The sequence below is a fragment of the Kribbella sp. VKM Ac-2566 genome (assembly GCF_004366005.1).
In the GTDB taxonomy this organism is placed as follows: Bacteria; Actinomycetota; Actinomycetes; order Propionibacteriales; family Kribbellaceae; genus Kribbella; species Kribbella pratensis.
Genome location: NZ_SODT01000014.1, coordinates 458,972 through 478,565, shown reverse-complemented (window position 1 = coordinate 478,565; position 19,594 = coordinate 458,972). Strand labels below are relative to the sequence as shown.

The 19,594-nt window shown below is 69.5% G+C and carries 19 protein-coding genes and 1 pseudogene; 9 read left to right on the top strand and 11 right to left on the bottom strand.

What is annotated here, in order from left to right; genetic code table 11:
• Nucleotides 1-75 precede the first annotated feature (75 nt).
• Together thiD and EV647_RS36185 are read right to left on the bottom strand one after the other, a co-directional pair.
• Entirely contained in the window at nt 76-882 is an 807-nt protein-coding gene (thiD, locus tag EV647_RS36190) for a bifunctional hydroxymethylpyrimidine kinase/phosphomethylpyrimidine kinase (RefSeq protein ID WP_134011169.1), read from the bottom strand.
• Between the two features lies 1 nt (nt 883).
• Entirely contained in the window at nt 884-1,846 is a 963-nt protein-coding gene (locus EV647_RS36185; protein WP_134011167.1) for a thiamine-phosphate kinase, read from the bottom strand.
• Between the two features lie 127 nt (nt 1,847-1,973).
• Here EV647_RS36185 and EV647_RS36180 point away from each other — a divergent pair, with 127 nt between their 5' ends.
• Nucleotides 1,974-2,207 carry an Lrp/AsnC family transcriptional regulator gene (locus EV647_RS36180; protein ID WP_198682133.1) on the top strand — a complete coding sequence of 78 codons (234 nt, stop codon included), beginning with the start codon at nt 1,974-1,976 and terminating at the stop codon, nt 2,205-2,207.
• Nucleotides 2,208-2,250: 43 nt separating this feature from the next.
• Nucleotides 2,251-2,859 (top strand): DUF3515 domain-containing protein, encoded by a 609-nt coding sequence (locus EV647_RS36175; protein WP_134011165.1) that lies wholly within the window; start codon nt 2,251-2,253, stop codon nt 2,857-2,859.
• A gap of 75 nt (nt 2,860-2,934) precedes the next feature.
• Here the strand turns inward: EV647_RS36175 and EV647_RS43240 are convergent, their stop codons facing one another.
• The gene (locus tag EV647_RS43240) at nt 2,935-3,690 is read right to left on the bottom strand and encodes a class F sortase (RefSeq protein WP_134011163.1); all 756 of its coding nucleotides are present in this window, start codon (nt 3,688-3,690) and stop codon (nt 2,935-2,937) included.
• Nucleotides 3,687-4,910, bottom strand: coding sequence for an ice-binding family protein (locus tag EV647_RS36165; protein ID WP_166680508.1), 1,224 nt, complete (start codon nt 4,908-4,910; stop codon nt 3,687-3,689). Before EV647_RS36165 ends, EV647_RS43240 begins: the two co-directional genes overlap by 4 nt.
• A 513-nt stretch (nt 4,911-5,423) precedes the next feature.
• Here EV647_RS36165 and EV647_RS36160 point away from each other — a divergent pair.
• Both EV647_RS36160 and EV647_RS36155 read left to right on the top strand, forming a co-directional pair.
• Complete coding sequence (locus EV647_RS36160) at nt 5,424-5,840, top strand: YciI family protein (protein ID WP_134011158.1); 417 nt, start codon at nt 5,424-5,426, stop codon at nt 5,838-5,840.
• A 6-nt stretch (nt 5,841-5,846) separates the two neighbouring features.
• A pseudogene (locus tag EV647_RS36155) lies at nt 5,847-7,057 on the top strand (RNA polymerase sigma factor).
• 116 nt (nt 7,058-7,173) lie between these two features.
• Here EV647_RS36155 and EV647_RS36150 read toward each other — a convergent pair.
• From EV647_RS36150 to EV647_RS36140, 3 genes are read right to left on the bottom strand one after another with little or no spacing between them, the layout of a single operon-like run.
• Nucleotides 7,174-8,640 carry a carboxylesterase/lipase family protein gene (locus EV647_RS36150; RefSeq protein ID WP_134011156.1) on the bottom strand — a complete coding sequence of 489 codons (1,467 nt, stop codon included), beginning with the start codon at nt 8,638-8,640 and terminating at the stop codon, nt 7,174-7,176.
• Between the two features lie 8 nt (nt 8,641-8,648).
• A complete protein-coding gene (locus EV647_RS36145; RefSeq protein ID WP_134011154.1) occupies nt 8,649-9,779 on the bottom strand; it encodes a D-alanine--D-alanine ligase family protein in 1,131 nt (376 codons plus the stop codon).
• Between the two features lie 58 nt (nt 9,780-9,837).
• Nucleotides 9,838-11,055 carry a cytochrome P450 gene (locus EV647_RS36140; protein ID WP_134011152.1) on the bottom strand — a complete coding sequence of 406 codons (1,218 nt, stop codon included), beginning with the start codon at nt 11,053-11,055 and terminating at the stop codon, nt 9,838-9,840.
• Nucleotides 11,056-11,163: 108 nt separating this feature from the next.
• Between EV647_RS36140 and EV647_RS36135 the strand changes: the two genes are divergently transcribed.
• Together EV647_RS36135 and EV647_RS36130 are read left to right on the top strand one after the other, a co-directional pair.
• Complete coding sequence (locus tag EV647_RS36135; protein ID WP_134011150.1) at nt 11,164-11,772, top strand: TetR/AcrR family transcriptional regulator; 609 nt, start codon at nt 11,164-11,166, stop codon at nt 11,770-11,772.
• A gap of 43 nt (nt 11,773-11,815) precedes the next feature.
• Nucleotides 11,816-12,928: a PLP-dependent aspartate aminotransferase family protein gene (locus EV647_RS36130; protein ID WP_134011148.1), complete on the top strand. Its 1,113-nt coding sequence runs from the start codon at nt 11,816-11,818 to the stop codon at nt 12,926-12,928.
• Here EV647_RS36130 and EV647_RS36125 read toward each other — a convergent pair.
• On the bottom strand, nt 12,912-14,078 hold the full coding sequence (locus EV647_RS36125; RefSeq protein ID WP_134011146.1) for an MFS transporter: 1,167 nt from the start codon (nt 14,076-14,078) through the stop codon (nt 12,912-12,914). The genes EV647_RS36130 and EV647_RS36125 overlap by 17 nt on opposite strands.
• Nucleotides 14,075-14,836: a DeoR/GlpR family DNA-binding transcription regulator gene (locus tag EV647_RS36120; protein WP_134011144.1), complete on the bottom strand. Its 762-nt coding sequence runs from the start codon at nt 14,834-14,836 to the stop codon at nt 14,075-14,077. The genes EV647_RS36125 and EV647_RS36120 overlap by 4 nt, the downstream gene beginning before the upstream one ends.
• Before the next feature lie 52 nt (nt 14,837-14,888).
• Here EV647_RS36120 and EV647_RS36115 point away from each other — a divergent pair, with 52 nt between their 5' ends.
• Together EV647_RS36115 and EV647_RS36110 are read left to right on the top strand one after the other, a co-directional pair.
• Entirely contained in the window at nt 14,889-16,067 is a 1,179-nt protein-coding gene (locus tag EV647_RS36115) for an MFS transporter (RefSeq protein ID WP_134011142.1), read from the top strand.
• Between the two features lie 28 nt (nt 16,068-16,095).
• Nucleotides 16,096-16,629, top strand: coding sequence for a GNAT family N-acetyltransferase (locus EV647_RS36110; RefSeq protein ID WP_238177569.1), 534 nt, complete (start codon nt 16,096-16,098; stop codon nt 16,627-16,629).
• Here EV647_RS36110 and EV647_RS36105 read toward each other — a convergent pair.
• Entirely contained in the window at nt 16,575-17,264 is a 690-nt protein-coding gene (locus EV647_RS36105) for a FadR/GntR family transcriptional regulator (RefSeq protein WP_202876434.1), read from the bottom strand. The two genes, EV647_RS36110 and EV647_RS36105, sit on opposite strands and share 55 nt — an antisense overlap.
• Before the next feature lie 90 nt (nt 17,265-17,354).
• Here EV647_RS36105 and EV647_RS36100 point away from each other — a divergent pair, with 90 nt between their 5' ends.
• Nucleotides 17,355-18,521: an MFS transporter gene (locus EV647_RS36100; RefSeq protein ID WP_202876433.1), complete on the top strand. Its 1,167-nt coding sequence runs from the start codon at nt 17,355-17,357 to the stop codon at nt 18,519-18,521.
• A gap of 55 nt (nt 18,522-18,576) precedes the next feature.
• On the opposite strand, the gene EV647_RS36095 is transcribed toward EV647_RS36100, so the two are convergent.
• Nucleotides 18,577-19,584, bottom strand: coding sequence for a sugar phosphate isomerase/epimerase (locus EV647_RS36095; protein ID WP_134011136.1), 1,008 nt, complete (start codon nt 19,582-19,584; stop codon nt 18,577-18,579).
• Nucleotides 19,585-19,594: the final 10 nt, after the last annotated feature.

Genomic DNA, 19,594 nt, shown 5'->3' with positions numbered 1-19,594 from the left:
GCCCTTCGCTCCAGCGCGGCGAGGTGCCCGCCGAGTGCCGCGCAGTAGGCGCAGGGGTCCCAGATGCCCTCTTTATCAACTGCTACTCCCTCTGAATCTCCACGCATGATCGACCGGACCGATGCCGTCGCCGAGCGCGAACCCGGCCGCGATCGCCCCGGTCACATACTCCTTCGCAGCACCGACAGCACCTGGTACGTCGTACCCACGAGCAAGGTACGACGCGATGGTGCTGGCCAGCGTGCATCCTGTGCCGTGCGTGTGCCTGTTGTCGGCCCGGACCGCGCTGTAAGAACGCCGTACCCCAGGACCGTGCAGTACGTCGACCGACGCCGTACCGACGTCGTGGCCGCCCTTCACCAGCACCCACGACGCACCCGCCTCGAGCAGAGCCTTCGCGGCGAGCTCCCGGTCCTCCACCGTCTCCAGGTCGATGCCCGAGACCGGTCCGAGCTCAGTGAGGTTCGGAGTGAGGACTGTGGCCAGCGGGACGATCTCCGAGCGCACGGCCTCCATCGCGTCGGCCGCGAGCAGTGCGTCGCCGTGCTTGGACACCGACACCGGATCGACCACGACCGGCACGTCCGGCGGCAGGGTCCGCAGCAGGGACGCGACGACGCGCACCATCGACTCGGACGCCAGCATGCCCGTCTTGACCGCGTCGACCCCGATGTCGTCCACCACGCTGCGGAACTGGGCGCGGACCTGCTCCTCCGGCAGCTCCCAGGCGCCCTGGACGCCGACGCTGTTCTGCGCGGTGATCGCGGTCAGGACGCTCATACCATGCACGCCGTTCGCGAGCATCGCCTTCAGGTCCGCCTGGATCCCGGCCCCGCCGCCGGAGTCGGAACCGGCGATCGTCAGCACTCTGGGGGGAGGCATCTCAACTCCTGAAATGGGCGTGTCCGGTGTCCGCAGCATACGGCGCGCCGTCGACGGTCACCGTCCCGGCCGGTCGTTCCTCGTTGCCCTCAGCAACCGAGCCGATCACTGTCCAGCCCTCGGGGACGTCGGCCGGCTCGAAGGTGCCGACCAGCGCGTGGTCCTCGCCGCCGGTCAGGACGAACTTCAGCGCGTCCACACCGGTGGCCGCAGCCACCGCCTGCAGCGGCTCCGGCACGGTCAGGGCCTTCGTGTGCACGTCGATGATCACCTGGCTCGCCGCCGCGATGTGGCCGAGATCGGACAGCAGGCCGTCGCTCACGTCACACAACGAGGAGGCGCCGGCGAGCGCGGCCCGCGGACCTTCGGCGTACGGCGGTTGCGGGCGACGGTGCGCCTCGACGACGGCCCGTGGCGACCGGAACCCGCGCGCGAGCACCGCCCAGCCCGCCTCGGCCCAGCCGAGCCGGCCGATGTACGCGACCTCGTCCCCCGGGCGAGCGCCCGAGCGCAGCACCGGCGGACGGCCGTCGAGCGAACCGAAGGCGGTCACCGAGACGACGATCTTGTCGGACTGGACCGTGTCGCCGCCGATGATGCTCGCCTCGACCAGCTCGCATTCGTCGACGAGGCCTTGGTTCAGCTCCAGCGCCCACGCGGTCGGCAGGTCGGCAGGGCCGCCGAAACCGACCACGAGCGCGGTCGGGCGGGCACCCATCGCCACTACGTCGGCCAGATTCTGTGCGGCGGCTTTGCGGCCCACGTCGTACGCCGACGACCAGTCCTGGCGGAAGTGCCGACCCTCGACCAGCAGGTCCGTCGTGATCACCATGCGGCCGTCCGGCACCGCCATCACCGCCGCGTCGTCACCGGGACCGACCAGGACGTCCTCACCTGTGGACAGCCCCTTGGTGACGGCCGCGATCAGGCCGAACTCACCCGTGCTCCCCAACGTCTCTGTCACGTCAGCAGACCTCCCATATCGCTGACCGGAGTCTAGGCGGTACCGTGACCGGGCAACGAGTACGCCCGGCCACCTGGCAGTACTGTGGCTGGAGCCAGCTGAGGACGACTGAGTGGAGAACGACGTGGTGGTCCAGGCCTACATCCTGATCCAGACCGAGGTCGGCCGTGCTGCCGACGTCGCGGCGCAGATCGCCGAGGTCCAGGGCGTCACCCTGGCCGAGGACGTCACCGGTCCGTACGACGTGATCGTCCGCGCGGAAGCTCGCAACGTCGACGAGTTGGGCAAACTGGTGGTTGCCCGGGTCCAGAACGTTCCCGGCATCACCCGCACCCTGACCTGCCCCGTCGTCCACATCTGAACCAGACCTGATCGTCGACACGGGGACCCGCCACTTCTTCGGTATGCCCAAGCTCCTGCTCGCAGCACCGCCCTGGTCCCGCCCCCGGACCACGCACCGGCCCCCGACCCACCGCGGCCAGCTCGCTCCGCGCGGCCGGCTCGGCCTGCGCAGCCTGGTTGGTCTGCGCGGCCGGTTTGCTCTGCGCAGCCGGCTCGGTCTGCGCAGCTTGGTCGGTCTGATTGGGCTGTTGCTGATTGCCGGCTGCAGCCCCGGGCCGACGCCGGTGCCTGTGCCCTCCCCCGCGCCCGAGGTCGCCGCCGCCTGCGCCGAGCTCGTCAAGGCGCTCCCCGCCAAGGTCCTTGACGCCGAACGCCGCGAGGCCTCCCCGAAGAGCCCGCTGACCGCGGCGTACGGCGACCCGCCGATCGAGATGACCTGCGGCGTCACGCCCCCGGCCGGCATGGCCGAGGCCCAGTCCCAGTGCTTCGAGGTGAACGGCGTCGGCTGGTTCGCCAAACAGGTCGAGAACGGCTTCATCTTCACCACCATCGGCCGCAGCCTCTACTTCGAGGTCGCCGTCCCCGCCAAGTACACTCCCGAAGCCAACGCCCTCACCGACGTCTCCGACGCTGTCCAGAAGCACAACAAGCTCGTCACCCCCTGCACCTGACGACTGCATAGTCGATGACGAGCTCGAGACGTCTCTCGCGTCGGCGCACTGGGCGCGGCCGTGCAGAGCTGCCCTTCAGCCGATCAGATCGGCGAAGACCACCAGATTGGCCTCGTACTTCTTCTTCACGGCATCGAGCCCACCGCACGTGATCAGTCGCAGTCCGGCGTGGTCGATATCGCCGTAGACCGCGGCGCTCGGGAAGGTGGCCTTCGGGTACTCCTGGACCCGGCTCACCCGGAACGTGGCGGTTGAGCGGTCCTGCCGGGCCACCATGATCTTGTCGCCGGGCTTCAGCGAGGCGAGCCTGGCGAAGACACCGGGCCGGCCGGACCAGCGGACGTGGCCGGCGATAACGGCTGGGCCTGTCTCGCCGGGTGTGGGGGCACCGGTGAACCAGCCGGCCGGGAAGCCGTTCGGCGGCACCTGCAAACTGCCGCTGCGGGTGAGGCCGAGACGCATCAGACGTGAATCCACCCCGATCGCGGGGATCCGCACCCGGATCGGGGTGGACGTCCGCAGCGAGGCCGGCTTTCCGCGCCCGTGACCGTGGGGTGGTCGTCGGGACGGTTCGGCGGATGGCTCCGTGCGGGGTGCTGGGGTGTTCTTGCCTACCGCAAGGGTGCGTCTTCCGGTCGGTGCGCCCGTGTTCCGTGTGCTCGGGGTGGGGATGCTGGGCGTGGGTGTGATGACGGTGGTGGTTGGCGCGGCGGCTCCGCTCGGGACCTCGGCCGAGGGTGCGCCTTGAGTCTGCCCCGTGCCTGACTCAGTGGTGCATCCGGCCACAGTGAGGGTGGTCGCGAGGAACAGAACCGCCGCGCCGGTCCTCATGGGGTGCCGGCCAGTGTCCACCAGAACCAGGGGAAGGTCGGCGGCTCCACGAGGAGTATCGACGGGCCGGACGCGTCACCCGTTCCGACAGAACCTCCCGGCGTCCTGGTGACCTGCGGCGGCCTGGGCGTGGTCGGCGGCGTGGTCGGCGGCGTGGTCGGCGGTGTCGTCGGCGGTGTCGTCGGCGGTGTCGTCGGCGGCGTGGTCGGCGGTGTCGTCGGCGGCGTGGTCGGCGGTGTCGTCGGCGGTGTCGTCGGCGGCGTGGTCGGCGGTGTGGTCGGCGGTGTCGTCGGCGGCGTGGTCGGCGGTGTCGTCGGCGGCGTGGTCGGCGGTGTCGTCGGCGGTGTCGTCGGCGGTGTCGTCGGCGGTGTCGTCGGCGGCGTGGTCGGCGGTGTCGTCGGCGGCGTGGTCGGCGGCGTGGTCGGCGGTGTCGTCGGCGGCGTGGTCGGCGGCGTGGTCGGCGGTGTCGTCGGCGGGGTGGTGCTGCAGGTTGGTTTGGTGAGGGTGTTGGTGTCCAGGGTCACCGAGCCGTTACGAGCCAGCATCCGGCCGACCGCGGTGGCACCGGTGTTCATCGTGATCGATGTCAGCGCCATGATGGTCCCGCGGAACTGGGTCGCCGTACCGATCGTCGCCGAGCTACCCACCTGCCAGAACACATTGCACGCCTGAGCACCGTTGGTCAGCACCACGCTGCTGCTGGACGCGGTGGTGAGCGTGGAGCCCGCCTGGAACACGAACACCGCCCCCGCGTCGCCTTCGGCATTCAGAGTCAATGCCCCGGTCAGCCCCATCGAGGAGGCCGAGTTGTAGACGCCCTGGGTCAGCGTCTTGCCGCCCAGGTCGTCCGTCACCGGCGTCGGCGGCGACTCCCCGGCGGCGACGTTGTAGGCCGTGACCAGATCCTTCTTCGCCTCCTGGGTCACGTTGTCGCCGGCGTGGTTCGTTCCGGTGATCGTCATCGTTCCGGTGCCGGTGATCGCCGGGTTCGGGAAGCTGCCGATGTCCCCCGTGAGCACGGTCGGTCCGGTGTTGGTGATTCCGGCTCCAGCCAGGACCACGAAACTCTCGGCGGTACCGAGTGGCACCGCCACGGCTGCGGCCTGCGCATTGCCTCCGGTGACGAGCAGACCGCCCGCGGATACGACGAGCGCCGCGGCGACCGCCAGTACGCTCAGCCGGAACCGGCCGAGTGTGGGCGCATAGGTGGGCAACTTCATGATCGGTTTCACCCTCAGTCCGTCGATAAGCCGCCTGATCGGTGACAGGACGACTTGTTGTTCGGGCAGTTCGTCGTTGGAGATGCGCGGTCGCAAGAAATGACATCGAGCGATCCGGGACAGGTCCAGGCCCGGTAACAGGACATCGGGAGATCGCCACGGGAAGCAGAATCGCTGTCCCGCCATCGTGCTGGCGTCCCGTTCGATCAGCGGCGGCCTCACGGGCCGTCTCACGCCGATCACAATTCGTTACTGATAGCAGACGCTAGGTCCATGCTGACTTTCTGTCAACAGTTTGATGCGGGCGCTCGGCAATCAAACCTAGTTGTTGCTTCATTCAACTAGTACCGTGCCGCGATCCACCGCTGCTGCGATCGCGGTCCCACGGTGGACACCGGCATACTCGCTGATGGGGTCCGGATTCGTCTGCTGGTGGTGTCCGGTTGGGGATGTCGGGCGCGACGTCTCGGGTGGAGGCGCCCGCAGTGGGCGCCCGGAGGACGGGAGTGATCGATGAAGTACATGATCCTGACGTACGCGTCGCAGCAGGACTACGACGGGATGGCGGGGAAGGACACGGGGAAGCCTGCCTGGAAGCCGGAGGACTTCGCGGCGATGGCGCAGTTCATGGACAAGTTCAACAACGAGCTGGTCGAGTCGGGTGAGCTGGTCGAGACGCGCGCGCTGGCGGCGCCGGTGCTGACCCGGCGGCTGGGGTCGAAGGACGGGGAGTCGGTAGTGACCGACGGGCCGTACGCCGAGACACAGGAGGTGCTCGCGGGGTACTGGATCGTCGAGTGCGAGTCGTTCGACCGGGCCACAGAGATCGCGTCGCGGCTCGCCGACACGCCAGCGCCGGAGTTCGTCCGCGCGACGGCGTACGCGGACATCCGGCCGCTTGTCGAGGATCGCGACGACCTGGTGGAGTGACGTGTCATGACTGGTGCTGTCGAGGAGCTGATGCGGGAGCTGGCACCGCAGGTTCTCGGGGCGCTGGTCCGGCGGTACGGGCACTTCGACACGGCTGAGGACGCGGTGCAGGAGGCGCTGCTCGCGGCGGCGCAGCAGTGGCCGGTGGACGGTGTGCCGGACAGTCCGCGCGCGCGTGGTTGATCACGGTCGCTTCTCGTCGGCTGACGGATCTGCTCCGGCGGGAGCAGGCCCGCCAGCGGCGGGAGGACCGGGTCGCGTCCTGGGCGCTGCAGGGCGACCCGGTCGGGGACGCGGATGACACCTTGGTGTTGTTGTTCCTGTGTTGCCATCCGTCGTTGTCGCCGGCGTCGCAGATCGCGTTGACGTTGCGGGCGGTCGGAGGTCTGACGACGGTGGAGATCGCGCGGGCGTTCCTGGTGCCGGAGGCAACCATGACGCGGCGGATCACCCGGGCGAAGACGAGTGTGCAGGACAGCGGCGCGCGGTTCACGATGCCGGCCGATCGCGAGGAGCGGCTGGGCGCGGTGCTGAAGGTCGTGTACCTGATCTTCAACGAGGGTTACGCGAGTACGACGGGGCCGAGTCTTCAACGGGTCGAGTTGGCGGCCGAAGGGATTCGGTTGGCGCGGATGCTGCACCGGCTCCTCCCGGATGATGCCGAGGTCGCCGGCTTGCTGGCGTTGCTGTTGCTGACGGATGCGCGGCGCCCGGCGCGGACCGGGCCACTCGGTGAGCTGGTGCCGATGGCGGAGCAGGATCGGTCGTTGTGGATTCCGGAGCTGATCCGGGAGGGCGTCGAGCTGATCACGAAGACGCTGCCGCGTGGGCCGGTCGGGCCGTACCAGTTGCAGGCGGCAATCGCGGCGGTGCACGACGAGTCGCCGACGGCCGAGGAGACGGACTGGCGGCAGATCGTCGCGCTGTACGAGGTGCTGCTGCAACTCACCGACAACCCGATGGTTGCCCTCAACCACGTAGTTGCGGTCGCGATGGCGCGCGGTCCGGACGAGGGACTCGTGTTGCTGCGGTCGATCGAGCACGACGACCGGATCGCCAAGGACCACCGGCTGTCAGCGGTGCGGGCACATCTGCTGGAGATGTCGGGCGACATGTCGGGCGCGCGAGCGGCATACGAGGAAGCAGCAAGCCGCACAACCAGCCTCCCCCAACAACGCTACCTACACGCCCGAGCCGCCGCCCTCCCCACCACCTGACCCCCGCACCACACCCCGCCCCGCACACGTGCTCCCCGCACCACATGGGTTATCCCGTCGCGTGCAGGTCGCGCCGGTTCCTGTGCAGCGGCGGTCAGCCAAGCTGGCTCGGCGGGTCAGCGGAGGTTGTGCCAGGTGTGGCGTTCGGTGGGGCGGTCGTCGGTGGTGGTGCCGGAGGCGGTGTTGAAGTGGCGGCTGATGCGTTGTTGGGGGGTGTACGGCGGCCAGCCGGGGTCGCCGGTTACCGCGAAGTCCACCCAGGACTTGTGGACGAGATCCGCCAGGTGCTGCGGTGGCGCGGGACCCAGCATCGGTGCCGCCGACGGGTCGTCCAGGTTGTCGAAGACGAACGCCAACTCAAGGCCGTGACAGGCACCGAGAGCACCATCGCAGGCGGGCGATCGCCAGCCGAACTCGTAGACGTACGTGCCCTGGTGGGCCTCGGCGAGCCGGATCGCGGGGATGCGGTAGTACGAGTCCGTCATGACCGCCGCCAGCACATCACCTGGCGTGGCACCGGGGAGGCCGGCGCGATAACGACGTACGCTGCCTACAGGCAACCCGAAGCGGAGCGCGGCCGCGGTGTACAGGAAGGGTGTGTTCATCCTGGCGCCGACGCCGGTCGGAACGAGGAAGAGCCGCGCCTCCTCGCTGTTCGTGCCGATGAGGAGGTCGACGTCAGCGCCGGCCCCGGCCCGGATACGGTCGAGCGGCGCAGCGGGCAGAAGGTCGCCGTCGACCACGGGACTGAACGGCAGCAGCGTGCGGGCAACGTCACCCCACAGTTTGGCGCGCGGTTTCGCCGCCACCTGCTGGCTGAGGCTGTCCTGCGCGGCAAGCAACTGCGCGACAGGCACCCGAGCGATTGCCTCACGCGTCGGCGCCGTACCGAGAGCCGCGGCCAAACGAGCGCCGACTTGGCGCGCGGACGACGGCCCGATCGTGTTGTGAGCGGCGCCCGACTCGGCGATCGCCCGGTGGAACAGGCCTTCGGCAGCGGGCATTGCGAGCAACGTGCAGACGCTCATCGCACCGGCCGACTCGCCGAAGATCGTCACGTTGCCCGGGTCGCCGCCGAACCCGTCGATGTTGTCGCGGACCCAGGTCAGGGCCGCGATCTGGTCGAGCAACCCGAGGTTCGGCGTACCGTCACCGAACCACAGGAACCCGTCGGCGCCGAGCCGGTAGTTGATCGTCACGAGTACGACGCCGTCGCGGGCGAACCGCGTGCCGTCGTACACGGACAAGGCTCCGGTGCCGCTCGTGAACGAGCCGCCGTGGATGAAGACCATCACCGGCGCCCGCCCGCTCAACCCCGGCGTCCAGACGTTCAGGTTCAGGTAGTCGTCGCCCGGGATGATCGTCCGCGGGATGAGTTCACCCATAATGCCCTCGGTGCGGGTCTGCGGCGCAGTCGCCCCGTAACTACGCGCGTCACGGGGCGAAGTCCACGGCTCCGGCGGTCGCGGCGGCAGGAAGCGGTTCGGGCCGACGGGCGGCGCGGCGTACGGGATGCCCTTGAAGGACAGCACGCCGGCGTCGGTTCCCCGGACGGGGCCGTACTGCGTGCTGACGAGCGGCATCCGGTGGGTCAGCGGAGGCCTGTGGGGCGGGTCATGGCCAGTTGCAGGAGATGCTCGACGAGGGCTGCGTAGTCCTTGCCGGAGGCGGCCCACAGCCGCGGGAACATGCTGGTCGGCGTGAACCCGGGCATCGTGTTGATCTCGTTGATGACCACGCGGTTGTCGGCGTCCAGGAAGAAATCGACGCGTGCCAGCCCCTCGGCCTCGATCGCGTCGAAGGCGATCAGCGCCTTCGCGCGGACCTCGTCGGCGATCTCCGAAGGCAGGTCGGCCGGCACCGAGAGCGCCGTGTACTCCTCGCCCTCCGGCAAGTACTTGGTCTCGAAGTCGTAGAAGTCGTGCCCGCCGCCCGAGATCGCGATCTCGCCGCAGACGCTGACCTCCGGGTTGCCGCCGTTCAGGCCGCCGAGGACCCCGACCTCGATCTCGCGCGGGCTCTCCGCCGACGCCTCGACGATCACCTTCGGGTCGTGCGCCCGCGCCACCACGATGGCCTCGTCGAGCTCTTCGAGGCTGTTCACCTTGCTGATCCCGAGACTCGACCCGCCCCGGCACGGCTTCACGAACACCGGGTAGCCGAGCGCGTCCACAGCCTCCCGGCAGGCGGCCGGGTCCCGGGTCCAGTCGCGGTCGCGGATCACGACGTACGGCGTGACCTCGAGTCCGGCGGCCTGGAAGACGACCTTCATGTAGTGCTTGTCCATGCCGACGGCGCTCGCGAGGACGCCGGAACCGACGTACCGGATGTCGGACATCTCGAGCAGGCCCTGGATGGTGCCGTCCTCGCCCCACGGACCGTGCAGCAGCGGGAAGACCACGTCAACCTCGCCGAGCGTGCTCGGCACCTGGTCGGGTTCGCTGACCACGAGCTCGCGGTTCGCGCCGAACAGCACCGGCATCGCGGTCACGTCGACCTCCGGGAGCTTGCCGTCGGTGATCGACAGCCGCTCGGGGTCACCGCTCTCGAGCACCCAGTGCCCGCTGGTGCTGATGCCGACCGGGACCACGTCGTACTTGTCCCGATCGATGACCTGCAGGACGTTCGCGGCGGTCACGCACGAGATGGCGTGCTCGCTCGACCGGCCGCCGAACACGACGGCGACACGGGGCTTTCGCTGACTTTCCGAGTACTCACTCACCGGCTCGACTGTAGCGGCCCGGAGATCAGGTTCCGACCGGGGTTCGGTTAAGAACCCTTCAGATCGCAGTAGGTAGCGGCGGGTCCCAGGTGACTGGCAACGCTGTCACTCCGTACACGAGCGTGTTGTCTCGGTAGTCGATTTCCTCGAACGGTACGGCGAGTCGCAGCGTCGGAATGCGGGCGAACAGCCGCGTGAACACCTCCTGCAGTTCGACCCGGGCGAGCTGCTGGCCGATGCACTGGTGCGGCCCGAACCCGAAGGCCACGTGCGCCGCCGCGTTCCGCTCCAGGTCCAGTCGGTCCGGGTCCGGGAACACGCTCTCGTCGCGGTTGGCCGAGGACAGCGCCGCGATCAGGTAACCGCCGGCGTCGATCGTCAACGGGCCGACGGGCAGGTCGTCGGTGACGTAGCGGAACAGTCCGAAGTGCACCACGGACAGGTACCGCAGCAGCTCTTCGACCGCGGCCGGTGCGAGCGATGGATCGGCCCGCAGTGCATCGAGCTGCGCCGGATTCGCCAGCAGCGCCAGCGTGCTGAGCGCGATCATGTTCGCGGTCGTCTCGTGGCCGGCGATCAGCAGCGTGACCCCGACCGTCACCAGCTCCTCCAGGCTCAGCGGCGTACCGAGCTCCTCGCCGCGGGTGATCAGCCGGGACAGCAGGTCGTCCTCGCGATGTGCCTGTTTCGCGAGCACCAGGCCGACGATGTACTGGTTCAGCTCGTCGCTGGCCCGCCCGATCTCCTCGGTCCACCCGTCGACCCGGACGAGCAGGGCGCTCCGCTCCTGGAACTCGTCGCGGTCCGCGTACGGAACGCCCAGCAGCTCGCAGATCACCAGCGACGGAATCGGCAACGCGAACTCCTGCACCAGGTCGACCGGCCCACCACCAGCCAGCATCGCGTCGAGCCGTTCCTCGATCATCGACGCGATCCGCGGCCGCATCGCCTCCATCCGCTTGGCCGCGAACTCGGTCGCCAGCATCCTGCGAAGGCGTTTGTGCGCCGCCCCGTCCACCTGCAGGATCGACCCCGACTCCACCTCCCGGTCCAGATCCGCATCCGGTACGACGTGATCGGACGGCGCCAGCCGCGAACTCAGCCGGCTGTCCCGGAGCAGCGCGCGGACGTCGTCGTACCGGCTGATCACGTACGCGTCGACACCGGCCGGCGTCGACACCTTCGCGGGCGCCTCGGTACGGCGGAACGCGGCGTACTCCGGCGCCGGATCGAAGGGGCAACCGGACGGCCTGCGGACGGGGAAGCTCTCGGTCATCGCGCGCCCTCTCCTGGGAATTTGGTAGTGACTACCATATGGCTGACGCTTCCGATCAGGAACAGGCTGCGGCGCGTCGGAGGCGGTACCCTGCCCGCGGAGGTGCTGATGGGACTGCGCGAAGTGAAGCGGGAGCGGACCCGCCGGCTGATCGCGGACAAGGCGTTCGAGCTGTTCAGCGACAACGGGTTCGGCCGGACGACGGTCGAGCAGATCGCGGCGGCGGCCGAGGTCGGGCCGAGCACGCTGTACCGGTACTTCCCGACCAAGGAGGGCCTGGTCCTCGAGTTCGTCGACGACTGCCTGGCCGACGCGGTCGACTGGTTCCACCAGCAGCCCGCGATGGACCTGCCGGACGGTCTGCGCGCGGTGATCGAGCGGGTCCTCGAACAGCTCGAGAGGAACCCGGAACGGATCCGCGCGGTGTTCGACCTGGCCGAGCAGACCGGTTCGGTGAGCGCCCACCTGAACGAGCTGATCTGGCGCTTCCGCACCGATCTCGCCGACGAGCTGGTACGCCGGCTGCCCACGGACGACCCGCGCCGCTCGGAGTTCGTCGCCGCCCTGTCCGCGGGGATCGCGATGAACATCATCGAGACCGTGGTCCGCGTCTGGGTGGACACCCCGGACACTGTCGAGGCGAAGGCGCTGGCCCGGCGCGCGATGCGACTGCTGTCCACCGGCGGCGTCCCACTCCCCGGAGCGCCCGACGCTTGACCCGCCCGATGCGAACGGTCGGTAGGCAGGGACAATTCGGGGTATGAGTCCTGACCTCGATCCGTCCACCGTTGTCGTCCACGCAGGCCGGCCGGAGCGGGTGCCGAATGCGCCCGTCGGTGAGTCCCCGGTCTTCAGCTCGACGTACGTCGCCGGCGGCGATCGTGGCTACGGGCGGTTCGGGAACGACGCCTGGACCGCGCTCGAGGAGACCCTCGGCGAGCTTGAGGGAGGTCGCGCGTTGACGTTCGCCTCCGGGATGGCGGCCGCAGCAGCCCTCATCGATCTGATCCCGGTCGGTGGCCGCGTGGTCGCACCGCAGCACGCGTACTCCGGCGTACTCGCGCTCCTCGATCAGCAGGCGGCGACCGGCCGGCTGAAGGTTGACCGAGTCGACATCGCCGACACAGACGCAGCTGTCCAAGCGGTCGACGGCGCCGACATGCTGTGGATCGAGTCGCCAACGAATCCCGCGATGGAGGTCGCCGACATCCCGGCCCTCGCCGCGGCAGGGCGTGCCGCCGGTGCGACCGTCGTCGTCGACAACACGTTCGCCACTCCCCTGCTCCAGCAGCCGTTGCGGCTCGGCGCGGACGTCGTGATGCACTCGGCAACCAAGTTCATCGCCGGCCATTCGGACGTTCTTCTCGGCGCGATCGTCACCGCGGACGACGACCTGTGGTCGGCCATCGACCTGCGTCGCCGCAGCCTCGGCGCGATCCCGGGCCCGATGGAGGCCTGGCTCGCGCTCCGCGGCCTGCGCACGCTCGCACTCCGCCTCGAGCGGGCACAGTCGAACGCCGCCTTCCTCGCCGAGCGACTGCGCGAGCACCCACGCGTCAGCCGGGTGCGCTACCCCGGACTACCGGACGATCCGGGACACGACCGGGCCGCGGCGCAGATGTCCGGCTTCGGCGCGATCTTCGCGTTCGAGCTCGGCGGCGACGCGGCCGGCGCCCAGAAGGTCTGCGAGAGCACCGAACTCTGGGTGCACGCGACCAGCCTCGGCGGCGTCGAGTCGATGCTGGAACGCCGCCGCCGCTGGCCGATCGAGGTCCCGACGATCCCCGAGGACCTGATCCGCCTGTCCGTCGGCATCGAACACCCCAACGACCTCTGGGCCGACCTGGAGCAGGCGCTCAACGCGGTGACTTGAGGACCGGTCCGCCGAAGAACGTCAGGATGCACAGGACGACCGGCAGGATGAATGCGATGTTCAGCGGCATCCAGTGCGCGAGGCCGCCGATCAGTGCGGGACCCGCCAGCAGGCCGACGTACCCGAGGCCGACGACACGGGCCATCAGCGCGCCGGACGAGCGCGGGTCGAGGTTGCCGGCGGCGGTGAACAGTTGCGGTACGCCGCCCGCGAGGCCGAGGCCGAAGATCGCCCAGCCGACGAGCGCGACCGGCACCCACGGTACGACGATCACCAGCGTCAGACCGACCGCGGCCATCGCGGCGCCCCAGCGCACGATCGCCGCCGGACCGACGACGGCCGCCACCCGGTCGGTGAGGAACCGGCCGACGGTCATCGCGACCGCGAACGCGCCGTACGCGAAGGCCGCCGTACTGACCGAGGTGCCGAGGATGTCGCGGAAGTGCAGCGCGGCCCAGTCGTTGGCAACCCCCTCGGACAGCATCAGGCCGAACGCGAGCCCGCCGAGCGCCCAGACCAGCTTGGCCGGCGGCTTCGCCCGCGGCGCCGCGTCGTCCGCGTCCTCCTCCTCGATGGTTGCCTCCAGCAAGAACCGGCTGGCGGCCACCGCGATCGCGATACAGACCAGGCCGGACAGGCCAAGCGTGACCTCGGTCGGTACGCCGGCCCTCAGGGTGGCCGCGCCGATGACGGCGGCGATCGCTCCGCCGATCGACCACATCGCGTGGAAGGCGGCCATGATCGGTCGCGGGTAGCCGCGCTCGACCACGACGGCCTGCGCGTTCATCCCGACGTCGATCGAACCGTTGCCGAAGCCGACGAGGATCAGCGTGAGCCCCAGCGTCCACCAGTTCGTGGCCAGACCGGGGCCGGCGAGCGCGATACCGAGCAGGATGCCCGCCGCCGGGACGAGCCGGCGTTGGCCGAGTCTGTCGACGAGCGGCCCGGCGACCTGCATGCCGATGAACGCGGCGCCGCCGAGGACCAGCAGGAGCAGTCCGAGGGTGCTGTGGGTGATCCCGGTCTTCTGCTCGATGCTCGGGATGTGCACGACCCACATCCCGACCGCGAACCCGTTCAGACCGAAGTACAACCAGGTCGCGACCCGAGCGGCTCGGGGCGGCGCGCTCTGCAGTTGTAGGGTGCTCAACCTGCCACCTCTACCAGTACGCCGCGTTGGGTCAGCATGGTTCGTTGGTCCTCGGGTGCGGAGTCGTCGGTGATGATCAGGTCGGGGCGATCCGCCGGGCAGACGTAGGCGAGGGCGGCGCGGTCCCACTTGGCGCCGTCGGCGAGCACGATGGTGCGGGTGGCAACGTTCATCGCCTCCTGCTTGACCTCCGCGTCGCCCAGGTCGAAGGCCGTCAGTCCCGCGTCGAGACTGAACGCGCAGGGGCTCAGTACGGCGGCGTCGAAGCGAAGTGCACGCAGCGAGGCAACGGTCAGCGGACCGACCAGCGACAGCTCCCCCTTGCGCGCCTCGCCGCCCGGCATCAGCAGCCGGATCCGCGGCGCGTCGGCGAGTTCGTGCGCGACGTGCAGCGAGAGCGGCATCACCGTCATCGTGCGGTCGCGCAGGAGCTTCGCGGTCTCGAGCGCCGTCGTACCGCTGTCGAGCACGATCGTCTCACCGTCGCGAAGATGCTCGACGGCAGCGCGGGCGATCGCCTGCTTGGCGGCGACGGCGGCCTGGGCGCGCAACGAGTGCGGCGGCTCCAGGCCGGACGGCATCGAAGACACCGCGCCGCCGTGGACGCGCTTCAGCACGCCCTGCGCCGCCAGGAAGTCGAGGTCGCGGCGGACCGTCATGTCCGAGGCCGCGGTCGCCTCGACCAGCTCCTGGACCGACACTCGGTCAACGACTCGTAGTCGTTCTACGATCACTTGGTGCCGTTCCGCGCTTCTCATGCGCAAAAAACTACCATCCGCCTGATCGTTCAAACAGATAGTGTGTTTGCTTGTGACTGAAGACACCACGCTCGTCAAGCGATCGCGGTACGCCGTGGCCGCCGTCTTCTGCGTGCACGGATCGGTGACCGGGTCGTTCGCGACCCGGGTGCCCTGGATCCAGGACCATGCAGGGGTGTCCGCGGGCCAGCTCGGCCTGGCGCTCGCGTTCCCGGCGCTCGGAGCGGCATTGATGATGCCGCTCGCCGCCCGGGTCAGTCACCGGTTCGGGACCCGCACCGCACTGCGCGGGCTGCTCGCGCTCTGGACGCTCTCCCTGATCCTGCCGTCGTTCGCTCCCGGCCTGCTGACGTTGTGCGCCGCGCTGCTGATCTACGGCGGTACGGCGGGGATGGCCGACGTCGCGATGAACGCGCTCGGCGTCGAGGTCGAGCATCGGCTGAAGAAGTCGATCATGTCCGGGTTGCACGGCCTGTGGAGTGTGGGCGCGCTGCTCGGATCCGCGGTCGGGACGGTCGCGGCGCATGCGGACCTCAGTGCGCAGATCCACCACACGATCGCTGCCGTCGTCCTGACTGTCGTCGGGGCGGTGGTGTGTCAGTTCGTGCTGAACATCCATCCCGAGGACGACGAGGAGCCTCCCGCACGGTTCGCGCTGCCGCCGAAGTCGGCGTTGCTGATCGGGGCGGTCGGGTTCTGTGCGGTGTTCGCGGAGGGCGCGAGCCTGGACTGGTCGGCCGTGTACCTGCGCGACATCCTGGACAGCTCGGCCGGCGTCGCGGCCGGCGCGACGACCGGATTCGCGTTGACGATGGCGATCGCCCGGATCACCGGCGATGCGGTCGTCGACCGGTTCGGCGCCGTACGCACAGTGCGCTGGAGCGGCGTGATCGCGACCCTCGGTGGCCTGCTGGTCGTCCTCGCACCGAACGCGATCCTCGCGATGGTCGGCTTCGGCCTGATCGGCATCGGCATCGCGGTCGCGGTACCGCTCGCCTTCGCCGCCGCCGGCCGCACCGGCCCCAACCCGAGCCAGGCCATCGCCGGCGTCGCCACCATCACCTACTCCTCCGGCCTGGTAGCGCCGTCGATCATCGGCGGCATAGCCCAGGCCAGCAACCTGACCATGTCCTTCATCGTCGTCACCGCCCTCGCCGCCGGCCTGGCCGTCTTCGCCCGGGTCCTCGCACCCACCCAGCGGACAGCACCCGGCGACGTCCTCCCACGGTGATACGAATCATCAGGTGACGACTTTTCGAGTGGCTGGACCAAATGACGCGGCGGCGGTTGCGGAGTTGCACGGGGACAGTTGGCGGCGGCATTACCGGGGTGCTTACGCGGATGAGTTCCTCGACGACGAGTCGCCCGAATATCTCGGAACTATGTGGGCCGAGCGGCTCGCGGCGCGTGACGGTACGTGGACGACGGTGGCGGAGTACGACGGGCAACTGATCGGGCTCGCGCACGTGGTGTACGACGCGGATCCGAAGTTCGGCGCACTCGTCGACAATCTGCACGTCCGGGCACCGCGCAAGCGGCAAGGGATTGGCACGCGGCTGCTCGCACTTACGGCCGAGACGGTACGGGACACCGGGATCTATCTGTGGGTGCTCGAGCAGAACACCGCCGCACAAGGTTTCTACGAAGCGCGCGGTGGTATCCGAGGCGAGCGCAAGGACGTCCCACCGCCGGGTGGTGAGCCGCGTCGCCTCAACGGCCGGCCCGCCTGCTTCCGGTACTACTGGCCGGATCCCGCCACCTTGACGGACTCGATGAGCGCGTACGACGCCTGACTCGCCGCCTCGGAATCACCGGCCCGGATCGCCTCCAGTACGTCGACGTGCGCGTCGAGGATCCGGTGGTCCTCGGGGATCGTCGCGGTTTCCCGGATCGACTCGGCGAGGACCTCGGCGAGGGCGTCGTACAACCGCAGCAACAACGGGTTCCCGCTCGCGACGACGACGCCGCGGTGGAAGTCCGCGTCGACCGCCACGAACGCCTCCAGGTCCCCCGCCGCCAGGGCGGCGGCGCGAGCCTCCAGCGCATCGGACAGCGGCCTCAGATTCGCCGGATCCGCGTGCTGAGCGGCCAACCGAGCCGCGGCCGCCTCGATGCCGGCGCGGGCGTCGAGGACATGCGTGAGCGACGCCGAGAGCTCGTCCCGGGCCAGTACGCCGCTGATCTCGTTGGTCGCCCGCACGTACGTGCCGTCGCCCACGCGCGGCTCCAGCAGACCGGTCAGGCTCAGCGAACGCAACGCCTCCCGCACCGTGCCACGACTCACCCCGAGCTCGCTTGCGAGCTGGTTCTCCCCGGGGATCCGCGACCCGCGCGGCCACGCCCCGGACTCGATCTGCGCCCGGAACCGCTCCGAGACCTGCAGCACGAGCGGCACCTGCCGCACCGGCCCTTCGAGTGACCCCTTCAACGACATCACCTCTTCACGCGTAGCGTACTGTGTAAATGTAGGACATCTGCACAGGGAGAGAGGCGTGTTGTGGCGGTAGTGTCCGAACCAATGGCTCGAGAGCGGTCGGCGCTGATCACCGCGACCGCCTTCGTGGTCGCGCTGAGCCTGCGCCCGGCACTGACCGCGGTCGGTCCGGTGCTGCCGCGTATCGGGCTCGATCTGCACCTCGGTGAGGCCGCGCAGGGTCTGCTGGGCACGCTGCCGCTGCTCGCGTTCGCGGTCGCCTCTCCCCTGGTCCACCTCGCGTCGCGGCGGTTCGGGATGGAGCGGGCGGTGTTCGTCTCACTCCTGGTGCTCGCGGCGAGCAGCGCGCTCCGCCCGTACACGGGCCAGGCCGGTCTGTGGATCGGTACGGCGGTGGTCGGCGGCGCGATCGCGGTCGGCAACGTGCTGGTGCCGGTCATCATCAAACGCGACTACGCCGCGCACGTTTCCCGTGCGACCGGCATCTACACGGCGTTCATCACCGGCGGCGCCGCGATCGCCTCGATCCTCGCCGTACCGATCGCCGACGCGGTCGACTGGCGGCTGTCACTCGCGGTCTGGGGTGGGCTCGCCGTGCTGGTCGCAGTGATCTGGTTGCCGCGGACGTTGTCGCCGGAGCCGATGCCGTCGGCAACAACGGACGACGGCGCTCCGCCGGTGAGCGTCTGGCGGCAGCCGGTGGCCTGGCTGGTGACCGGGTTCATGGGCCTGCAGTCCACGAGTTTCTACCTGTTCGTGAACTGGCTGCCCACCATCGAGATCGCGACCGGCGGCGTCTCGGAGCGGTCCACCGGGGTGCATCTGTTCGTCTTCCAGGTGTTCGGCCTGATCGGCGGGCTGAGCATCCCGTTGCTGCTGAAGCACCCGACCAACCAGCGAGCCGGGTTGATGACCGCGAGCGTGCCGATTCTGCTAGCACTGCTAGGTCTGCTGCTGGCGCCGCACCTGGCGATCGTCTGGGCGGTCGTCGGTGGGCTGGGCCAGGGCGCCGGACTGGTCGCCGCGCTGTCGTTGATCAGCCTCCGCGGCCGCGGCCACCACGAGACCACACAGCTGTCCGGGATGGCGCAGGCAGTCGGGTACACGCTCGCCGCTGCCGGTCCGGTCGTCGCGGGCTACTTGACCCAGGTGACCGGCGGCTGGACCACGACGCTGACCGTGTTCGCGACCCTGGCCGCCGTACAAGTCACGCTCGGCTTCGCGGTCGGCCGCGACTCTCGCCCTGTTTGAGCGACTTGGGGAGGGTTTTGGCCCGTTTCGGGTAGAAAACCCTCCCCAAGTTCGGCTACTTGTCGGTGGCGAAGGCGGCGTCGAAGGCGGCTTCGGGCTTGTCGAAGGCGAGTGCGCGGATGACGTTGACCGCCTCCGCCGCGCCGACCTTGCGCTCCATACCGGCGTCCTCCCACTCGACCGAGATCGGGCCGTCGTAGCCGATCGAGTTCAGCACCCGGAAGCAGTCCTCCCACTGCACGTCGCCGTGGCCGGTGGAGTAGAAGTCCCAGCCGCGGCGCGGGTCGCCCCACGGCAGGTGCGAGCCGAGCCGGCCGTTGCGTCCGCCGCCGACCCGCATCCGGGTGTCCTTGCAGTCCACGTGGTAGATCCGGTCCTTGAAGTCCCAAAGGAACGCGACCGGGTCGATGTCCTGCCACACCATGTGCGACGGGTCCCAGTTCAGGCCGAACGCCTCGCGGTGGCCGATCGCCTCGAGGGTGAGCGTGGTGGTCCAGTAGTCGTACGCGATCTCCGACGGGTGCACCTCGTGCGCGAACCGCACACCCTCCTCGTCGAACACGTCGAGGATCGGGTTCCAGCGGTCGGCGAAGTCCTTGTACCCGGCCTCGATGCGCTCCGCCGGCACCGGTGGGAACATCGCGACGTACTGCCAGATCGAGGAGCCGGTGAAGCCGATGACGGTGTTCACGCCCAGCTTCTTGGCCGCGCGGGCGGTGTTCTTCAGGTCCTCCGCGGCGCGCTGCCGGACACCTTCGGCGTCGCCGTCGCCCCAGATCCGGGACGGCACGATCGCCTGGTGCCGGAAGTCGATCGGGTTGTCGCAGACCGCCTGCCCCACCAGGTGGTTGGAGATCGCGAAGACCTGCAGGTTGTACTTCTCCAGGATGTCCTTGCGGGTCTGGACGTACGAGTCGTCGTCAACGGCCTGCTGGACGTCGAAGTGGTCTCCTGAGCAGGCGATCTCGACGCCGTCGTACCCGGCCTCGGACGCGAACTGACAGACCTCCTCGAACGGCAGGTCGGCCCACTGACCGGTGAACAGTGTGATCGGGCGTGGCATCTCACAGGCT

What these genes read in the sequence shown, in the direction of transcription:
- thiD (WP_134011169.1), bottom strand. Translation starts at nt 882, where the DNA reads ATGCCTCCCCCCAGAGTGCTGACGATCGCCGGTTCCGACTCCGGCGGC.
- EV647_RS36175 (WP_134011165.1), top strand. Translation starts at nt 2,251, where the DNA reads ATGCCCAAGCTCCTGCTCGCAGCACCGCCCTGGTCCCGCCCCCGGACC.
- EV647_RS43240 (WP_134011163.1), bottom strand. Translation starts at nt 3,690, where the DNA reads ATGAGGACCGGCGCGGCGGTTCTGTTCCTCGCGACCACCCTCACTGTG.
- EV647_RS36165 (WP_166680508.1), bottom strand. Translation starts at nt 4,910, where the DNA reads ATGAAGTTGCCCACCTATGCGCCCACACTCGGCCGGTTCCGGCTGAGC.
- EV647_RS36160 (WP_134011158.1), top strand. Translation starts at nt 5,424, where the DNA reads ATGAAGTACATGATCCTGACGTACGCGTCGCAGCAGGACTACGACGGG.
- EV647_RS36150 (WP_134011156.1), bottom strand. Translation starts at nt 8,640, where the DNA reads ATGCCGCTCGTCAGCACGCAGTACGGCCCCGTCCGGGGAACCGACGCC.
- EV647_RS36140 (WP_134011152.1), bottom strand. Translation starts at nt 11,055, where the DNA reads ATGACCGAGAGCTTCCCCGTCCGCAGGCCGTCCGGTTGCCCCTTCGAT.
- EV647_RS36135 (WP_134011150.1), top strand. Translation starts at nt 11,164, where the DNA reads ATGGGACTGCGCGAAGTGAAGCGGGAGCGGACCCGCCGGCTGATCGCG.
- EV647_RS36130 (WP_134011148.1), top strand. Translation starts at nt 11,816, where the DNA reads ATGAGTCCTGACCTCGATCCGTCCACCGTTGTCGTCCACGCAGGCCGG.
- EV647_RS36120 (WP_134011144.1), bottom strand. Translation starts at nt 14,836, where the DNA reads ATGAGAAGCGCGGAACGGCACCAAGTGATCGTAGAACGACTACGAGTC.
- EV647_RS36100 (WP_202876433.1), top strand. Translation starts at nt 17,355, where the DNA reads ATGGCTCGAGAGCGGTCGGCGCTGATCACCGCGACCGCCTTCGTGGTC.
- EV647_RS36095 (WP_134011136.1), bottom strand. Translation starts at nt 19,584, where the DNA reads ATGCCACGCCCGATCACACTGTTCACCGGTCAGTGGGCCGACCTGCCG.